Genomic DNA, 15,456 nt, shown 5'->3' with positions numbered 1-15,456 from the left:
TGACAACCATGTTCAACGGTATCCTGCCAGAAATCGTTATCAGCACCGCGGCGATTTTCTTCTTCATCAGCTCGCTCCTTGACCGCAAAAATCTGCAACGCTGGGCCATGGGCTTCGGCGGGGTCGCCGTGCTCGCCTCCCTGATCGGCCTGAAGCACAAGTACATCTTCTTCCACGGTGCCTTTACCGTGGACGGGTTCAGCCGTTTCTTCAGCCTGCTCATCTGCGTGGCCTACCTCCTGGCCTGCGTCATCGGCGGCCGCCTCCGCCAGACCGACGACCAGAAGACCGGTGAATTCTACTTCTTCATCTCGATCTCGACCCTGGGGTTGCTGCTGGTTACCGGGGCCACCGAGCTGCTGACGCTGTTCATCGGCCTGGAAATCTCCTCCTACCCCCTGTTCATCGTCGCCTCCTACCGCAAGGGACTGGGCTATCAGTTCGAATCCGTGGCCAAGTACATGATATTCGGCGCCGTGTCCACCGCCTTCATGCTCTACGGGATCACCTATCTGTACGGTGCCTTCGGTTCCACCTTTCTCGCCGACATCATTCCGGCCATCCCCACGCACCTGCACGATCCCATGGCTGTGCTCGGGGTGATTCTGTTCATGGCCGGGCTGTTATACAAACTTTCGGCCTTCCCCTTCCATTTCTGGGCCCCGGATGTGTACGCCGGCAGCGCGGCCGAGGTGGTGGCCTACATCGCCGCCCTGCCCAAGCTGGCCGCCGTGGCCCTGCTGGTCCGGGTGGTCTCCCTGTTCATGGACATGGAAGGACTGACTCCGGTCCTGACCATTCTGGCCATCCTTTCCATGACCATGGGCAACCTCATGGCCCTGACCCAGACAGAGCTCAAGCGGCTGCTGGCCTACTCGGCGGTCTCCCACGCCGGTTACATCCTGCTTGGCCTGCTGGCCCCGGCCGACGGTGGGCTCACCGCCTCGCTCTTCTACGGCACGGTCTACACCTTCATGACCCTGGCCGCCTTCCTGGTGGCCATACAGGTGGCCGGTGACGAACACGACATCCCGCTGGACAACCTGGCCGGGCTCTGGCACCGCTCCCCGGTCCTGGCCATCATGCTGGTCATCACCTTCATCTCCCTGGCCGGCCTGCCGCCCACGGCCGGATTCACCGGCAAGCTGCTGCTGCTCACCGCGGTGTGGAAGGCTGGCTATTTCTGGCCGGTTTTCGCCGCAGTGATCAATACCCTGATCGGGATGTTCTATTACCTCAAAGTTATCAAGATCAGCCTGGTGAGCAGCACGGACCCGGTCCCCCTGGCCCCCCCGTCCCACATCCGGTCCCTGGCCCTGGCCCTGGCCCTGCTGCTGCTCTTTCTCGGCCTGTTGCCCGGCGGAGTGCTGGAGCTTGCCGAGGCGGCCATCGGCAGTCTTTAGGAGCGGTTCTTCCAGGCGGATTCCTGGAAATTCCCTGTTCACCATTGCCAGGTCGGACGGCAGCGTGCTATGTCTTGGACCAGCAACCAGGCACGACCACCGGCTCCGCGGTTCCTCCAGGACCGGGAGCCTGGCCAAATCTGCAGACAGGACCAGGTAATGGAACAGAACGAAACATCCACGGTGAAAAGGTGGCTCAAGTTGAGCCTTGCATCTCCACCGGCCATGGTGGAATCGATCAGTGATCTCATGGGAGTGCTTTCCGGGGCCGGGGTGGAGATCAGCGCGGATTCGGAACCGCAGCGGATAACCGGTTTTTTTCCCCTCCGGGACGATACACCAGCGGAGCGGGAGGCCATCGTCAGCCGGGTCGGCGAAGCCCTGTCCGAACTGTTCTCCCTCTATGACCGGGAACTGCCCCCCATCCAGGTGGAAACCATGGACAACGAGGACTGGGCCACCAGCTGGCAACAGTTCTACACCCCCTTTGCCATCATCCCCGGTCTGGTGATCAGGCCCAGCTGGGAAGAATACAGGCCCGCCAAAGGTGAGAAGGTGATCGAGCTCGATCCCGGCCAGGCCTTTGGCACCGGCCAGCACGCCTCCACCCGGATGGCCCTGGCCCTGACCCGGGAGTGCTGCCAGCCCGCCCCGCCCGGACGGGTTCTGGACGTGGGCACCGGCACCGGGATCCTGGCCATGGCTGCGGCCCTGTTCGGTGCATCCGAAGTCATCGGTATCGACAACGATCCCCAGGCGGTCCGGGTAGCCCGGGAAAACGTCGGCCGCAACCTGCTCCAGGGCCGCATCTCGATCGAGGACACCCCCCTGGAGGAAATACAGGGCCCCTTTGAGCTGATCCAGGCCAATATCGTCCACGACGTCCTGGTGGCCATGGCGCCCGCCCTCCGCAGACTGCTCGCCCCCTCCGGCCACATCGTTCTCGCCGGTATTCTGGCCGGCAGGCAGGAAGAAAACATCGTCCGGGTCTACGAGGACCTGGGCCTGGCCCACCTCCGGACCCTGCATGACGACGAATGGGCCGCCTGCACCTTCCGCCTGGAGAAGTAACCGGGATGCACCGCTCCCTTGTCCTGCTGCTGATCTTCGCGCTCCTGGCATCCTGCCAGGCCCCGCCCCGGATCGTACCGCGCACTGCACCCGTACCCGCACCGAGGCCAAAACCCGTCGCCGAGCCCTGGTCCCGGGTGGAACAGCAAATCCTCGCCCTGGTCAATGAACAGCGGGCCATGCACCACTTGCCTCCCCTGAAGCCTGATCCCCGACTGCACCGGGCCGCGCTGCTGCATACCCGGGAGATGGCCCGCCACCTGACCCTCACCCACCGCAGCCGGGATGGCCGGGGGGTCAGCGACCGGATCAGAGAACAGGGATACCACTGGACCAGAGTGGGGGAAAACGTCGCCATGAAGAAAACGGCCAATCCCTCGGCCCGTCTTCCTTACCGGGTGATGTTCGGCACCGATAACCTGACAATGATCCAGACCTACTGCCGGCAACACGGCCTGCCGGTCCCCCTTGGCTGGCAGGACGTGGGCCGGGGCTGGAGCGGGGCTGACTGGGATCGCTGGAAACAGGTGCATGGCGGCAACGGCGGCTGGATGGGCAGCCCGGGCCACCGGCGAAATATCCTCCTGCCCGGATTCACCGATACCGGCATCAGCCACATCTCCAGGCGCGACGGGAATGGCTCCCTGTACCACTACTTCACCCAGGACTTCGCCGCCGGCGACCCCCTGCCCTGATACCAGACGACACGCTCTCGTCGCCCACCTGCCCGCTATCCACTGGAACAGAGAAGGTTTCTTGCTTTTTTTCCCCTGCTCTGCTATCACACGAAACCAGCTTTGGACTTTTTCAACCTAAATCCTGCAGTCGTCATGCGGTCAAGCCGCATCACTGTTCGTGCACCGAGAACGTTGAGACTGGTACAGCTACAAGGAGGCGAGCCGGTTTCGGCGCAGGCGTACTGTTGTACGTCGAGCACGAAACCGGTGAAGCCGACGCCGTAGATGTGCTTGTATCGACGTCCGAATGCCGGACAACTGCAGGATTTAGGTTCAATTTCTGTCTGCTGCGGGGACCCGAACCGTTGTGAATATCTTCCAGGATCTGCTCCAATTTATCTTTTCCGGACTGACCAGCGGTGCGATCTATTCGCTCATCGCCCTGGGATTCTGCGTGGTGCACAACACCATGGGCATTGTCAATTTCGTCCAGGTGGACTTTGTCACCCTGGGCGGCATGTTTCTCTTCACCGGCCTGTTTACCCTGGGCCTGCCCATGCCCGCGGCGGTACTCTTCGCCACCGCCAGCGTCACGGGGGTGGCCATGCTGGTGGAACGGATCGGGATCCGGCCATCACGCTCGGATCACCACCTGGTCCTGATCTTCCTTACCATCGGTATCTCCATTATCCTGCGCGGGATCATAAAACTTGTCTGGGGAAAAAACCGGATGGCGGTTCCCCCCCTGTCCGGCGAGACCCCTCTGCATTTCTTCGGGGCCACAATCATGCCCCAGGCCCTGTGGATCCTGGCCCTGACCACCGTGGCCATCGGTCTGCTGGTCCTTCTCTTCCGCCGGACCCGGATCGGCCTGGCCATGCGCGGAGTTGCCTCCAACGAGCGGGCCGCCGCCGCGGTGGGCCTGCATATCGGCCAGGTCAAGATGTTCAGCTTCGGGCTGGCCGGAGCCCTGGGCGGGCTGGCCGGAGTCCTGGTGACCCCGATAACCACTCTCAACTATGACGTCGGGGTCCTGCTGGGCCTCAAGGGCTTTGCCGGGGCGATCCTCGGCGGATTCGGCTCTTTTCCCGGCGCCATTGTCGGCGGCCTGGGACTGGGACTCCTGGAATCCCTCACCGCCGGCTACCTCAGCAGCGCCTACAAGGACGTGGTCGCCTTTATCGTGCTCCTGCTGGTGCTCTTTATCCGGCCCCGGGGGCTGTTGAAATAATCGCCATGGTGTGAATCTCTGCTGAGACCCATCCCGGTGGAATTGAGATACAGAACATCTTGTTTTTTTTGGGAATAAAGATAAAGGATATCGACTCTGAAACCAGCACACAACATACTAACTTCAGCCTGTGTGAACGCAATGAAACAACAACTCCTCATGGGTAACGAGGCCATCGGCCGGGGACTTGTGGAAGCCGGATGCACCTTTGTCTCGGCCTATCCCGGGACCCCTTCCTCGGAAATTTTAGGTGCGGTGACCACCAGCATGGATGAGGCCGGCAGCCCCATGCATGTGGAATGGTCGGTCAACGAAAAGGTAGCCTTCGAATCGGCCCTGGCCGCCAGCTATACCGGCAAACGAGCCGCCGTGATCATGAAGCAGGTGGGCCTGAACGTGGCCGCCGATCCCTTTACCCGCTCAACCTATCTCGGGGTCAAGGGCGGCTTCGTGGTGGTGGTGGCCGACGATCCCGGCCCGCACAGCTCGCAGACCGAGCAGGACACCCGCCTCTTCTGCCTGTTTGCCAAGGCCCCGGTGCTCGATCCGGCCTCCCCGGCCGAGGCCCGGGACATGGTGACCGAGGCCCTGGAGCTTTCCGAACGTTACGAGATCCCGGTGGTGCTGCGACCCACCACCCGGATCTGTCACTCGCGCCAGAACGTCGACCTGCGGCCGGTCCAGGACCTGGAGCGCAAGGCGGTCTTTGAAAAAAATCCGGGCCGCTGGGTAGCCACTCCGGCCTTCCTCACCGGGCTCCATGGGGAGCTCAACGACAAGCTCCATCGGATCAGTGGTGAAGAGCGCTTCCAGCCGACGGCCACCGGGCCGGGCCGGGCCGAATGCTGCATTGTCGCTTCGGGCATCGCCCATGCCAATGTCTCGGACCTGCTGGAAGAGATGGGCCTTGGCGATCGGGTGGATCTCTACCAGGTGAGGATGCCCTTTCCCCTTCCCCGGGATTTTGCCCGCAACCTGGCCCGGGATCATGAAAAAATCCTTGTCCTGGAAGAACCCGATGCGGTCATCGAACTGCAGCTCCAGGGAAAAGACAAAAACATTCTCGGCCGTCTCACCGGCCATGTGCCGGGTCAGGGAGAGCTGACCCCGGACGTGCTCCACACCATTTTACTCGACTTCCTGGACCTGCCGGAGAAGAAGAAAAACGGCGGCCTGCAGCAGAATCCGCCGGCCCGGGGACGGCGCCCCTCTCTCTGCCCCGGCTGCCCGCACCGGGCCTCGTTCTACGCCATCAAGAAAACCTTTCCCAAGGGCATCTACCCAAGCGACATCGGCTGCTACACCCTGGGTATGAACCTGGGAGCGGTGGACACCTGCCACTGCATGGGAGCCTGCATCAGCCAGGGGGCCGGTTTCTACCATGCCCACGCCCAGGACGGGGACGACTTTCCCACCATAGTGGTCACCATCGGTGATTCCACTTTCTTCCACGCCGGCATCCCGGCCCTGATCAATGCCGTGGTCCAGAAGGCGCGGATCATCGTCACCATCCTCGACAACTCCACCACGGCCATGACCGGCCAGCAGCCCACCCCGCAGCACGGGGTCCTGGCCGACGGCTCGCCGGGTAACCGGGTGGTCATCGAGGATATTGTCCGGGCCTGCGGGGTGGGTTTTCTCAAGATCGGCGACCCCTATGACCTGGAAGGATTTTCCACCCTGCTCCGGGAGGCGGACAGTTTCATACGCTCCGAAAAAGGGGGAGTGGCGGTGGTGATCGCCCGCCATCCCTGTCTCATGGACCGTAAAAACCCGGCCAGACAGGAACGCATTCCCATGGAAATCCTCGATGACTGCGTGGGCTGCGGGATCTGCGTCCAGCAGTTTGAATGTCCGGCCATCACCCTGGACGAGAAGGAGAAACAGGCACACATCGACCAGGTACTCTGCGTGGAATGCGGAGTCTGTGAAACCGTGTGCCCCACCGGCTCCATTGTCAGAAAAGGAGGCGCCAAGTGAAACAGCAGATCATTGTCAGCGGCATGGGCGGCCAGGGGGTGCTGTTCCTCACCCGGATCATCGCCGGAGCCGGCGTGGACATGGGCCTTGAAATCTTCACCTCGGAAACCCACGGCATGGCCCAGCGTGGCGGCTCGGTTATCTCCACCGTCAAGGTGGGCCGGTTCCACAGCCCGCTGATCCGCAGCGGCCAGGGTGATGTGGGTATCTTTCTCCACCCGCAGAACCTGCCGGTTCACGGCCACCTGCTGCGGCTCGACGCCCGGGTCCTGGTCAACACCCCGGAAAAAGGACCCTGGTACCATCTCGACGCCACGGCCATGGCCACGGAGATGGGCTCACCGGTACTGGCCAACCTGATCCTGCTCGGCTACGGGGTGGGCAAATCGCTCTTCTTCTGCAGCCCGCAGCAGGTGGAACGCGCCATTGAAACCATCTCTCCGGAGCGGTTCGTGGAAAACAACCTCAAGGCCTTTCGCCGGGGACTTGACGCCTGATGAGCCGCCGTGACCGGATGACATACTTTCTCCGGTTGCACCGCACCGGACTGCTGGTCTGGATCCTGACCCTGGTCCTGGCCCTGTTTCCCCTGGTCCAGGACAACCCCTATATCCTGGGGCTCACCAACATGGTGGCCATCAACGTGATCGTGGTCCTGGGGTTGAACCTGTTCATCGGCTATGCCGGCCAGATATCGCTTGGCCATGCCGCCTTTTTCGGCCTCGGGGCCTATGGCTCGGCCCTGCTCACGGTCTACTTCGGTATCTGGCCCTGGCTGGCCATGGGTCTGACAGCCCTGGGCGTGGCCCTGGTGACACTGGTGATCGGGTTGCCGGTCCTGCGCCTTTCCGGCCACTACCTGGCCATGGCCACCCTGGGATTCAACATCGTCATCTACACGGTCCTGGTCCAGTGGGACGAGGTCACCGGCGGTCCGTCGGGCTTTGCCGGTATTCCACCGCTGTCGATTTTCGGCCTGGAACTGGACGACGAGGTCCGGTTCCATTATGTGGTCTGGGGCTTTGCCCTGGTTCTCTGCACCCTGTGTCTCAACCTGGTGCGCAGCGGCGTGGGACGTGGCCTGGCCGCCCTGGCCGCCGACGAGCGGGCCGCCTCGGTCCTGGGGGTGGATATCAAAAAGAGCAAGATCAAGGTGTTTGTCCTTTCTGCGGTCTTCGCCTCGCTGGCCGGCAGCCTCTATGCCCACTGCTTTTCCTTTGTCAATCCAGATACCTTTGGTATCTTTGCTTCGGTGGATTTCGTCATCATGGTGGTGGTCGGCGGCATGGGCTCCATCTGGGGCAGCCTGCTGGGGGCCGGACTGCTGACCATTCTCCCCGAGTTTCTCGATATATTCGAGACCTATCGGGATATTATCCACGGCCTGATCCTGGTCCTGATCCTGCTCTTTTTGCCGCGGGGTTTTGTCACCGGGATCAAGGACATCATCATGACCCGCCTGGCGCTCAAACGGGCCCGGACAGAGGCGCAGGAAGTACGACAAGATGCTCTCCCTGAACAAGGTCAGTAAACGGTTCGGCGGCCTGCCCGCCCTGGACAAGGTCTCTTTTTCGGTGAAAAAGGGGACCATAACCGCCCTCATCGGCCCCAACGGCGCGGGAAAATCCACCCTGATCAACTGCATCACCGGGGTGATCCCACCCGATGACGGAGAAATTTTGTTCGGCGACAGACAGAAAAAAAATATTGCCGGGCTGGAGCCACACGTCATCGCCCGCCAGGGCATTGCCAGAACCTTCCAGAACCTGCGAATCCTGCCCACCATGTCGGTACTGGACAACATCCTCTGCGGCCTGACGGTCCAGGCCTCCAGCTCGTTCACCGGTGCCATGCTCCGGTTGCCGTCGCTCCGCAGCCGGGAACGACTCTTCCGCCTCCGGGCCCTGGAGATGCTGGACCGGTTCGGGCTTTCCGGCCGGGCAGACTGGCCCATCTCAGTCCTGCCCTACGGGGACCGGAAAAAGGTGGAAATGGCCCGGGCCTTTGTCTCGGAGCCGGATCTGGTCCTCCTGGACGAGCCGGTGGCCGGGCTCAACCAGGAGGAAACCGGGCGGATCGCGGTCCTGCTCAAGCAGATGCGCCAGGCCGGCTTCACCATGCTGCTGGTGGAACACGACATGGAACTGGTGATGCGGATATCGGATCACGTGGTGGTCCTGGACTCCGGCCGCTGTATCGCCCGCTCCACCCCGCAAGAGGTCCGGACCAATCCCCTGGTCCTGGAAGCGTATCTCGGCACAACAGGCAGGGCGGCATGAACAAGGCACCAAGCCCCATACTCCGGGTCAGCGACCTGGAGGTCCATTACGGCGCGGCCCAGGCCCTGTTCGGTGTTGACCTGGAGGTCCGGGAGGGGGAAACCGTGGCCTTGGTGGGGGCCAACGGGGCCGGAAAGACCACCCTGCTCCGGGCGATCATGGGCCTGCTCCGTCCCAGCCGCGGAACCATCCTCTTCGACGGCCGGGATGTGACCCGGACTTCGGCCGTGGGCATGGTCCGCCGGGGTATGGCCCTGTCGCCGGAGGGCCGGGAACTGTTCGGCACCCTGACCGTACGGGAAAACCTGGAGCTGGGCGTCCTGGCCCTGAAGCTTGGCCGCAGCGAGATAAACCGCCGGATGGAGGAGGTGCTCAGCCGCTTTCCCAGGCTGGCCGAACGCATCGAGCAGCAGGCCGGGACCCTGTCCGGGGGAGAGCAGCAGATGGTGGCCATGGGCCGGGCGCTCATGGCCAGGCCACGGGTCCTGCTCCTGGACGAGCCAAGCCTGGGGCTGGCCCCGCTGATCACCGATATTATATTTGACACCATACACCAGCTGTCCCGTTCCGGGGTCACGATCCTGCTGGTGGAACAGAACGCCGCCAGAGCCCTGGAAGCCTCGAAAAAGGCCTACCTGCTGGCCGGCGGGAAGATTGTCCACCAGGGTGACTCCGACCGGCTGCTGGCCGATTCCCGCCTGCGAAGGGCCTTTTTAGGGGCTGGCAGCGAGGACCGGCCCGAGGCCAGTCGGATCGGGGCGGCAGGACTGACCAATATACGCCTGGAGAAACCTGATATGAGTACACAATCCTTCATGCCATCCTTTACCACCGAGGAGGAACTCAGGGAGCACCAGCTCCGGGGCCTCCAGTGGACCGTCAACCACGCCTTCAACGGCTCGAGCTTCTACCGCACGCGGCTGGAGGAGGCCGGTATCCGGCCAGGCGATATCACCAGTCTGGCCGACCTGCGCCGGCTGCCCTTCACCACCGCCGAGGACCTGAAAGACGGCTATCCCTTCCCGCTGCGCTCGGTCCCCTTTGAACAGATCGTCCGCATCCATGCCAGCTCCGGGACCACGGGCAAGCGCAAGGTCCTGGCCTATACCCAGAAGGACGTGGACGACTGGATCTCCTTTTTCGCCCGGGCCTACGAGATGGCCGGGGTCACCCCGCTCGACCGGGTCCAGATCGCGGTGGGCTATGGTGTCTGGACCGCTGGTATGGGCTTTCAGCTGGGCTGTGAAAAAATCGGGGCCATGGCCGTACCGGTTGGGCCTGGCAACATCGACATGCAGTGCCAGTTCCTGCTCGATTTCCAGTCCACGGTCTTCTGTTCCACCGCCTCCATGGCCCTGCTCATGGCCGAGGAAATCCACAAGCGGGGCATAGCCGACAAGATCAACATCCAGAAGGTCATCTACGGTTCCGAGCGCTCGTCGGTCTCCATGCGCAAGAAGATCTCCGAGCTTTTTGGCGGGGCTGAACTGTTCGACATCCCCGGTATGACCGAACTCTACGGCCCGGGCACCGGCATGGAATGCCCGGAGCACGACTGCATCCACTACTGGGCCGACTACTACATCCTGGAAATCCTCGACCCCGACACCCTGGAGCCGGTGGAAGACGGCGAATGGGGCGAGATGGTAGTCACCACCCTGTGCAAGGAGGCTGCCCCACTGATCCGCTACCGGACCCGGGACATCACCCGGATCATCCCCGGCCGCTGCAGCTGCGGCTCCATCCTGCCCCGCCATTCACGGATCAAGGGCCGCAGTGACGACATGATGAAGTTCCGCGGGGTCAACATCTACCCCTCCAGCATCGATGCCATTCTCTCCGGCATCCCGGGCCTGGGCTCGGAATACCAGGTCCACCTGACCCGGGACGATGCCAGTGGCCGGGACTTCATGAAACTGATCGTCGAACAGGGCGAAGGGGTGGGCCCGGAGCGGCGCATGGAACTGATGAAGGAGACCGTGCACCAGATCAAACGCCAGCTCCTGGTCACCACGGAAGTGGAGATCGTGGACTACGGCTCCCTGCCCCGCTCCCAGCGCAAGAGCCAGCGTATTTTTGACAACCGGATCAAGGATGATATTGTCTGAACGACCAGATAGCTCCCAGCTTGATGGACTCGTAAAAAGTCCATCACAAATTAAAAATGGCTACGACGCCATCACAGCTTGATTACTGGGTAAAACAACAAAACAGCATAAGGAGGGAAACATGTACAGATCCATTTTCCAGGCCGCGGCGTTCCTGCTGATCGTTCTGCTGGCCGGGCCGGCATCTGCCGGAGACACCATCAAACTGGGCGCGCTTTTTGACCTTTCAGGTCCGGCAAGTTTCATCGGCACCCCCACCAAACTGGTGGCAGAGATGGTGGTGGACAAGATCAATAAGGAAGGCGGGGTCAACGGGAAAAAAATAGAGCTGGTTATCGGCGACACCGAAGGTAACCCGGCCAAGGCCGCCTCCATTGCCAAAAAGTTCATCTACAAGGACAAGGTGGCAGCCATTGTCGGACCCACCCGTACCGGCAGTGGCATGAATATCAAGAAAATCGTCGAAAAGGCGGGCATGCCCACCTTCATGACCGTAGGCGGCGATCCGGTGATCATGGGCGGCAAGTTCGGCTCCTATGCCTATGTCTTCAAGTCACCCCAGCGCTCCTCCATCGCTGTCAAGCGGCTCTACATGTACCTGCGGGACAAGGGACTGACCAAGGTGGCGCTCCTTACGGCGGCGGACGGTTTCGGTAAGGACGGCGCCCGGTGGCTGAAAAAGCTGGCTCCCGAGTACGGATTGACCATTGTCGCCCAGGAGTCCTTCGGCCCCAAGGATACCGACATGACCGCCCAGCTGACCAAGATCAAGAACGCCGCACCCCAGGCCATCATCTGCTGGACCATCGGTCCGGCCGGGGCCATTGTCGCCAAGAACAAGGTCCAGCTCGGCATCGACCTGCCGCTCTTCCAGTGCCACGGCCTGCCTGATCCCAAGTATATCGAGCTGGCCGGCAAGGCCTCGGAGGGCGACAGGATGCCCGCCACCAAGCTGATGGTGGTGGACCAGCTGCCCGACTCCGATCCCCAGAAACCGGTGATCAAAAACTTTGTCCACCTGTACCGGGACGTCTACCATTACGACAAACAGTTCCCCATCAACACCCATTCCGGCTATGCCTGGGACGCGATCACCATTGTCGCCAATGCAATGAAAAAGGCCGGCACCGATCCCAAGGCCCTGCGCCGCGCCATCGAGAATACCACCGGTTATGTTGGAGTCTCGGGCACATACAACATCACCCCCGAGGATCACAACGGCCTCGACGTGGACTCCATGGTCATTCTCCAGGTAAAGAATCAGAAATTCATCCTTGCCGACTGAAACTCCGGGGCAGGTCTCAAGACCTGTCCCGATTCCGACGCCGCCGTGTTACCCCGGATACAGCCTTGAAGTTATCTCGCGTAGTTGGCATGTCAGCAGATTTTTGGTTAGCCCGCATATTTCACAATGATCGTCACGAAAGGCCTGAAAACGCCGTGGATGTAGATAGCGAACGAAGTGAGACCTTCGAGGAACAGTTTCAAAAAGAGCCGCAGACATATTGAAATATTTCGAGGACTCTTTTTGAAGCTGTGACGCAGCAGGCAAGGTGTTTTCAGGCCTTGCAGTAGATCACTTGTGAAATATGCGGGTTAGTTCATTGGCAGCGGAGAAAAGCCAGCTGGATGACCAGCGGTTTGTCAAAGCTGACCCTCGGGTTGTCCCATTCCCTGGCTCCCAGCGAAACCCACTGACCGAGATCCTTCCAGATGTCGTAGCCGAACTTCCAGCCACACCAGTCCTGCCGGCAGTTATACTCCTGTTCCGGTGGATAGTAGATAAAAAGAGCTTTTTTGATCTTCTCTGTCTCACGGGTGTTACCAACCAGCACCATATTGGCTCCGCGCCTGGACGCCTCATTCGCGACCGTGGCTGCTATCAGGGCCCCGTCATAACCGGAAGGCAACTGCACCAGAGCATGGGTAAAAACCCGGCAGGATTCAGGAGCCTGAGTGTACTGGAATATCACCTTCACATCGCGTGTGGGTGGATACGCAGGCCCCTGGTAGCCGGGCAGCAAGTCTTTTTTACCGCACCCGCTCAAGACCGGCAGGACCAGGAGCAACGCAACTGTGAATCGAATCATTGCACGCATGTTCACTTATCTCCTCAGGGTTTTTTCTTGCAGACTTTTTCCCGGCTGCCACAGCATTTTTCCCGCGTTCCGGCTATACTCCCCTGCTCTGGCAGAAGTTGAATATCAACTCCTGAACCGGGCGGTGATGTTGCCAAAACACGACACCTCCGGACAACCTCACAGAAAAACAGGACTAACCCGAGAATGCAAGGGGAAAAAAGAGACATCATCATATCAGACCTGCTGCTCCTGCTGGTGGCAGCCATCTGGGGCTTTGGTTTTGTCGCCCAGCGGGCCGGCATGGAATCGGTGGGGCCCTATACCTACAACGGTATCCGGTTCCTGCTCGGCTCCCTGTGCCTGGTACCCCTGAGCCGGAAAAACGCGGTTCTCTCCCCCACTGCCTGGAACCAGGCCATCCCGCCGCACCAGCGGATCCGGCCCCTGGCCGGTGGTCTCATTGCCGGTGTAATCCTTTTTGGTGGCGCCACCCTGCAGCAGCTCGGGTTGCAGTACACCACCGCCGGCAAGGCCGGGTTCATCACCGGCCTCTACGTGGTGCTGGTGCCCATTCTCGGCCTGTTCATGGGGCAGCGCACCAACCGGGGGACCTGGATCGGCGCGGTGAGCGCGGCCGTGGGCCTCTACTTTCTCTCGGTACCGGAAAGTCTTGAGATCAACCCGGGCGATATCCTGGTAACCGCCGGAGCCCTGTTCTGGGCCATCCATGTCCTGGCCCTGTCCTGGCTCTCACCGCGGACCAATGCCATCCGTCTGGCCATGATCCAGTTCGCGGTCTGCGGTCTCTTCAGCCTCTGTATCGGTCTGGTCATTGAGGAGATCACCCTCCATGGGATCCGGCAGGCAGCCATTCCCATCCTCTATGGCGGGGTCTGTTCCGTGGGGGTGGGCTACACCCTCCAGGTGGTGGTCCAGCAGAAGGCTCACCCGGCCCATGCCGCCATTCTCCTGAGCCTGGAAACTGTGTTCGGTGCCCTGGGCGGCTGGCTGCTCCTGGACGAACACCTCACCTTCCGGGCCATTTACGGCTGCGGTTTCATGCTCTGCGGGATGCTCATCTCCCAGCTCTGGCCCCCGCCAGCAGGGAAAGAAGTACAAACGAAAATCGAGTAGGGTGAGGCAAGGTAATTAAGCTTGCCTCATCCCTCTCACAGAACCGTACGTACGGGCCTCGTATACGGCTCCTGTTTATTTTTCCTTCATACTGAAACAGAAATTCCGGTCTGTACAGATGCGAGGTCAAAGAGCCCCATTTCCCCATGCAGGCAGCTGTTGGGAAGGGCATAATGGCTCAGTGGACTTGCTGCATTGGCCCAGGAGTTCATCTTGATACTTTTGAACTCTCCTCTATAGCCCAGCTGTCTCAGTCTGCGGTGTAGCCTGCACGGCTTTTTCCACAGCTTCAACTGAACAGCACGCAGCCGTCTTCTGATCCACCTCATCAGCCGAGAAAACTCACCCTTGCAGTTCGCTATCCGAAAGTAGTTGGCAAAACCCCTCAGCAACCGGTTGAGGTCGGCTATCACCTTCTCAAGGTTCACCGGGGAGTTACGCCGGGTCATCGCCTTGACCTTTGCCTTGAAGGCCCTCACCTTGCCTCGCTGTATTCGGGTCATCACGGAGTGGATACAAACTCCAAGAAATTTAATCCCTTTGAGGCTGTGGCTTATATGGGTCTTTTCCTGGTTGACGGTCAACAGCAGTTCTTCTTCAAGATAACGACTGGCCTGGTTCAGTGCATTTTCGGCTGCGCTCTTTGACTGGCACAGGATCAGGATGTCGTCCGCATAGCGGACGATGCGGTGGCCACGATTCTTCATAAACTGATCGAAGGAATCAAGGTATACGTTGGCAATCAACGGGCTGATAACTCCGCCCTGCGGACTGCCGACCTCGCTGGCCTGCCAACCATCTCCTGTCAGAACACCGCTTTTCAAAAACTTCTCCAGCAGACCAAGAATACTTCCATCGCTGACCCGGCGACGGAACGAGGCAAGGATCAGGTCATGGTTCAACGTGTCGAAGCATTTCGACAGATCCATGTCCACTACCCATTTCCGCTCGTACGTCCGGATGAACATCGTGGCTTTGCTGATTGCCTGGTGACAACTCCGACCAGGACGGTAGCCGTAGCTCGACGGATGGAAATCGCGGTCAAATATTGGTTGAAGTATATCCAGCAGGGCCTGCTGTACCACACGGTCACGGACTGCAGGTATGCCGAGTAGCCGTTTCCCGCCGTTCGGCTTCGGGATCTCCACCCGTCGCACGGCCAGCGGCTGGTAGCTCTTGTCCTGCAGTTCCGTCAGGAGATGATCGATATTGGTCGCAAGTGATCCGGCAAAATCATCGATGGACTGGCCGTCTATACCGGCAGCTCCTTTCGAGGATTTCACCTTGTAGAATGCCTTGACCAGGTTCTCCCGGCTCAGCATTCGATCATATAGGCTGTACCAGACGTCAACCATGCTCCTGTCCTGCGTTTCCCTTCCTCTATTTCCACGTGGAGACTTCGGTTCTTCAATGGGCGCGACCGCTTTCTATCCTCATGGGCAATATACGATCAACACTCCCATCTACTCCGATGAACGGCCAAAATCGGCAG

At 60.6% G+C, this 15,456-nt stretch carries 13 protein-coding genes; 11 read left to right on the top strand and 2 right to left on the bottom strand.

Features of this window, described 5'->3' with window-relative positions; translation table 11 throughout:
- Positions 1-8 precede the first annotated feature (8 nt).
- From GF1_RS15490 to GF1_RS15445, 10 genes are all read left to right on the top strand, one after another.
- On the top strand, positions 9-1,403 hold the full coding sequence (locus GF1_RS15490; protein ID WP_267927456.1) for an NADH-quinone oxidoreductase subunit N: 1,395 nt from the start codon (positions 9-11) through the stop codon (positions 1,401-1,403).
- Between the two features lie 159 nt (positions 1,404-1,562).
- Entirely contained in the window at positions 1,563-2,474 is a 912-nt protein-coding gene (locus tag GF1_RS15485; RefSeq protein WP_267927455.1) for a 50S ribosomal protein L11 methyltransferase, read from the top strand.
- Between the two features lie 5 nt (positions 2,475-2,479).
- Positions 2,480-3,169 carry a CAP domain-containing protein gene (locus tag GF1_RS15480; protein WP_267927454.1) on the top strand — a complete coding sequence of 230 codons (690 nt, stop codon included), beginning with the start codon at positions 2,480-2,482 and terminating at the stop codon, positions 3,167-3,169.
- Positions 3,170-3,518: 349 nt separating this feature from the next.
- Positions 3,519-4,382, top strand: a complete 864-nt coding sequence (locus GF1_RS15475) for a branched-chain amino acid ABC transporter permease (RefSeq protein ID WP_267927453.1) — start codon at positions 3,519-3,521, stop codon at positions 4,380-4,382.
- Positions 4,383-4,523: 141 nt separating this feature from the next.
- A complete protein-coding gene (locus GF1_RS15470; RefSeq protein WP_267927452.1) occupies positions 4,524-6,362 on the top strand; it encodes a thiamine pyrophosphate-dependent enzyme in 1,839 nt (612 codons plus the stop codon).
- Positions 6,359-6,859 carry a 2-oxoacid:acceptor oxidoreductase family protein gene (locus GF1_RS15465; protein WP_267927451.1) on the top strand — a complete coding sequence of 167 codons (501 nt, stop codon included), beginning with the start codon at positions 6,359-6,361 and terminating at the stop codon, positions 6,857-6,859. The genes GF1_RS15470 and GF1_RS15465 overlap by 4 nt, the downstream gene beginning before the upstream one ends.
- Before the next feature lie 17 nt (positions 6,860-6,876).
- On the top strand, positions 6,877-7,893 hold the full coding sequence (locus GF1_RS15460; RefSeq protein WP_267927450.1) for a branched-chain amino acid ABC transporter permease: 1,017 nt from the start codon (positions 6,877-6,879) through the stop codon (positions 7,891-7,893).
- Positions 7,868-8,641, top strand: coding sequence for an ABC transporter ATP-binding protein (locus tag GF1_RS15455; protein WP_267927449.1), 774 nt, complete (start codon positions 7,868-7,870; stop codon positions 8,639-8,641). The genes GF1_RS15460 and GF1_RS15455 overlap by 26 nt, the downstream gene beginning before the upstream one ends.
- Positions 8,638-10,749, top strand: coding sequence for an ATP-binding cassette domain-containing protein (locus GF1_RS15450; RefSeq protein WP_267927448.1), 2,112 nt, complete (start codon positions 8,638-8,640; stop codon positions 10,747-10,749). Before GF1_RS15455 ends, GF1_RS15450 begins: the two co-directional genes overlap by 4 nt.
- Positions 10,750-10,870: 121 nt before the next feature.
- On the top strand, positions 10,871-12,034 hold the full coding sequence (locus GF1_RS15445; protein WP_267927447.1) for an ABC transporter substrate-binding protein: 1,164 nt from the start codon (positions 10,871-10,873) through the stop codon (positions 12,032-12,034).
- Between the two features lie 316 nt (positions 12,035-12,350).
- On the opposite strand, the gene GF1_RS15440 is transcribed toward GF1_RS15445, so the two are convergent.
- Positions 12,351-12,848, bottom strand: a complete 498-nt coding sequence (locus GF1_RS15440; protein ID WP_267927446.1) for a hypothetical protein — start codon at positions 12,846-12,848, stop codon at positions 12,351-12,353.
- A gap of 186 nt (positions 12,849-13,034) precedes the next feature.
- Between GF1_RS15440 and GF1_RS15435 the strand changes: the two genes are divergently transcribed.
- Positions 13,035-13,964 carry a DMT family transporter gene (locus tag GF1_RS15435; protein WP_267927445.1) on the top strand — a complete coding sequence of 310 codons (930 nt, stop codon included), beginning with the start codon at positions 13,035-13,037 and terminating at the stop codon, positions 13,962-13,964.
- 86 nt (positions 13,965-14,050) lie between these two features.
- Here GF1_RS15435 and ltrA read toward each other — a convergent pair whose 3' ends face one another.
- Positions 14,051-15,319, bottom strand: a complete 1,269-nt coding sequence (ltrA, locus tag GF1_RS15430) for a group II intron reverse transcriptase/maturase (protein ID WP_267926063.1) — start codon at positions 15,317-15,319, stop codon at positions 14,051-14,053.
- Between the last annotated feature and the right edge of the window lie 137 nt (positions 15,320-15,456).

This window comes from Desulfolithobacter dissulfuricans (genome assembly GCF_025998535.1).
Taxonomy (GTDB): Bacteria; Desulfobacterota; Desulfobulbia; order Desulfobulbales; family Desulfobulbaceae; genus Desulfolithobacter; species Desulfolithobacter dissulfuricans.
This window is presented reverse-complemented; position numbering and strand designations above follow the sequence as displayed.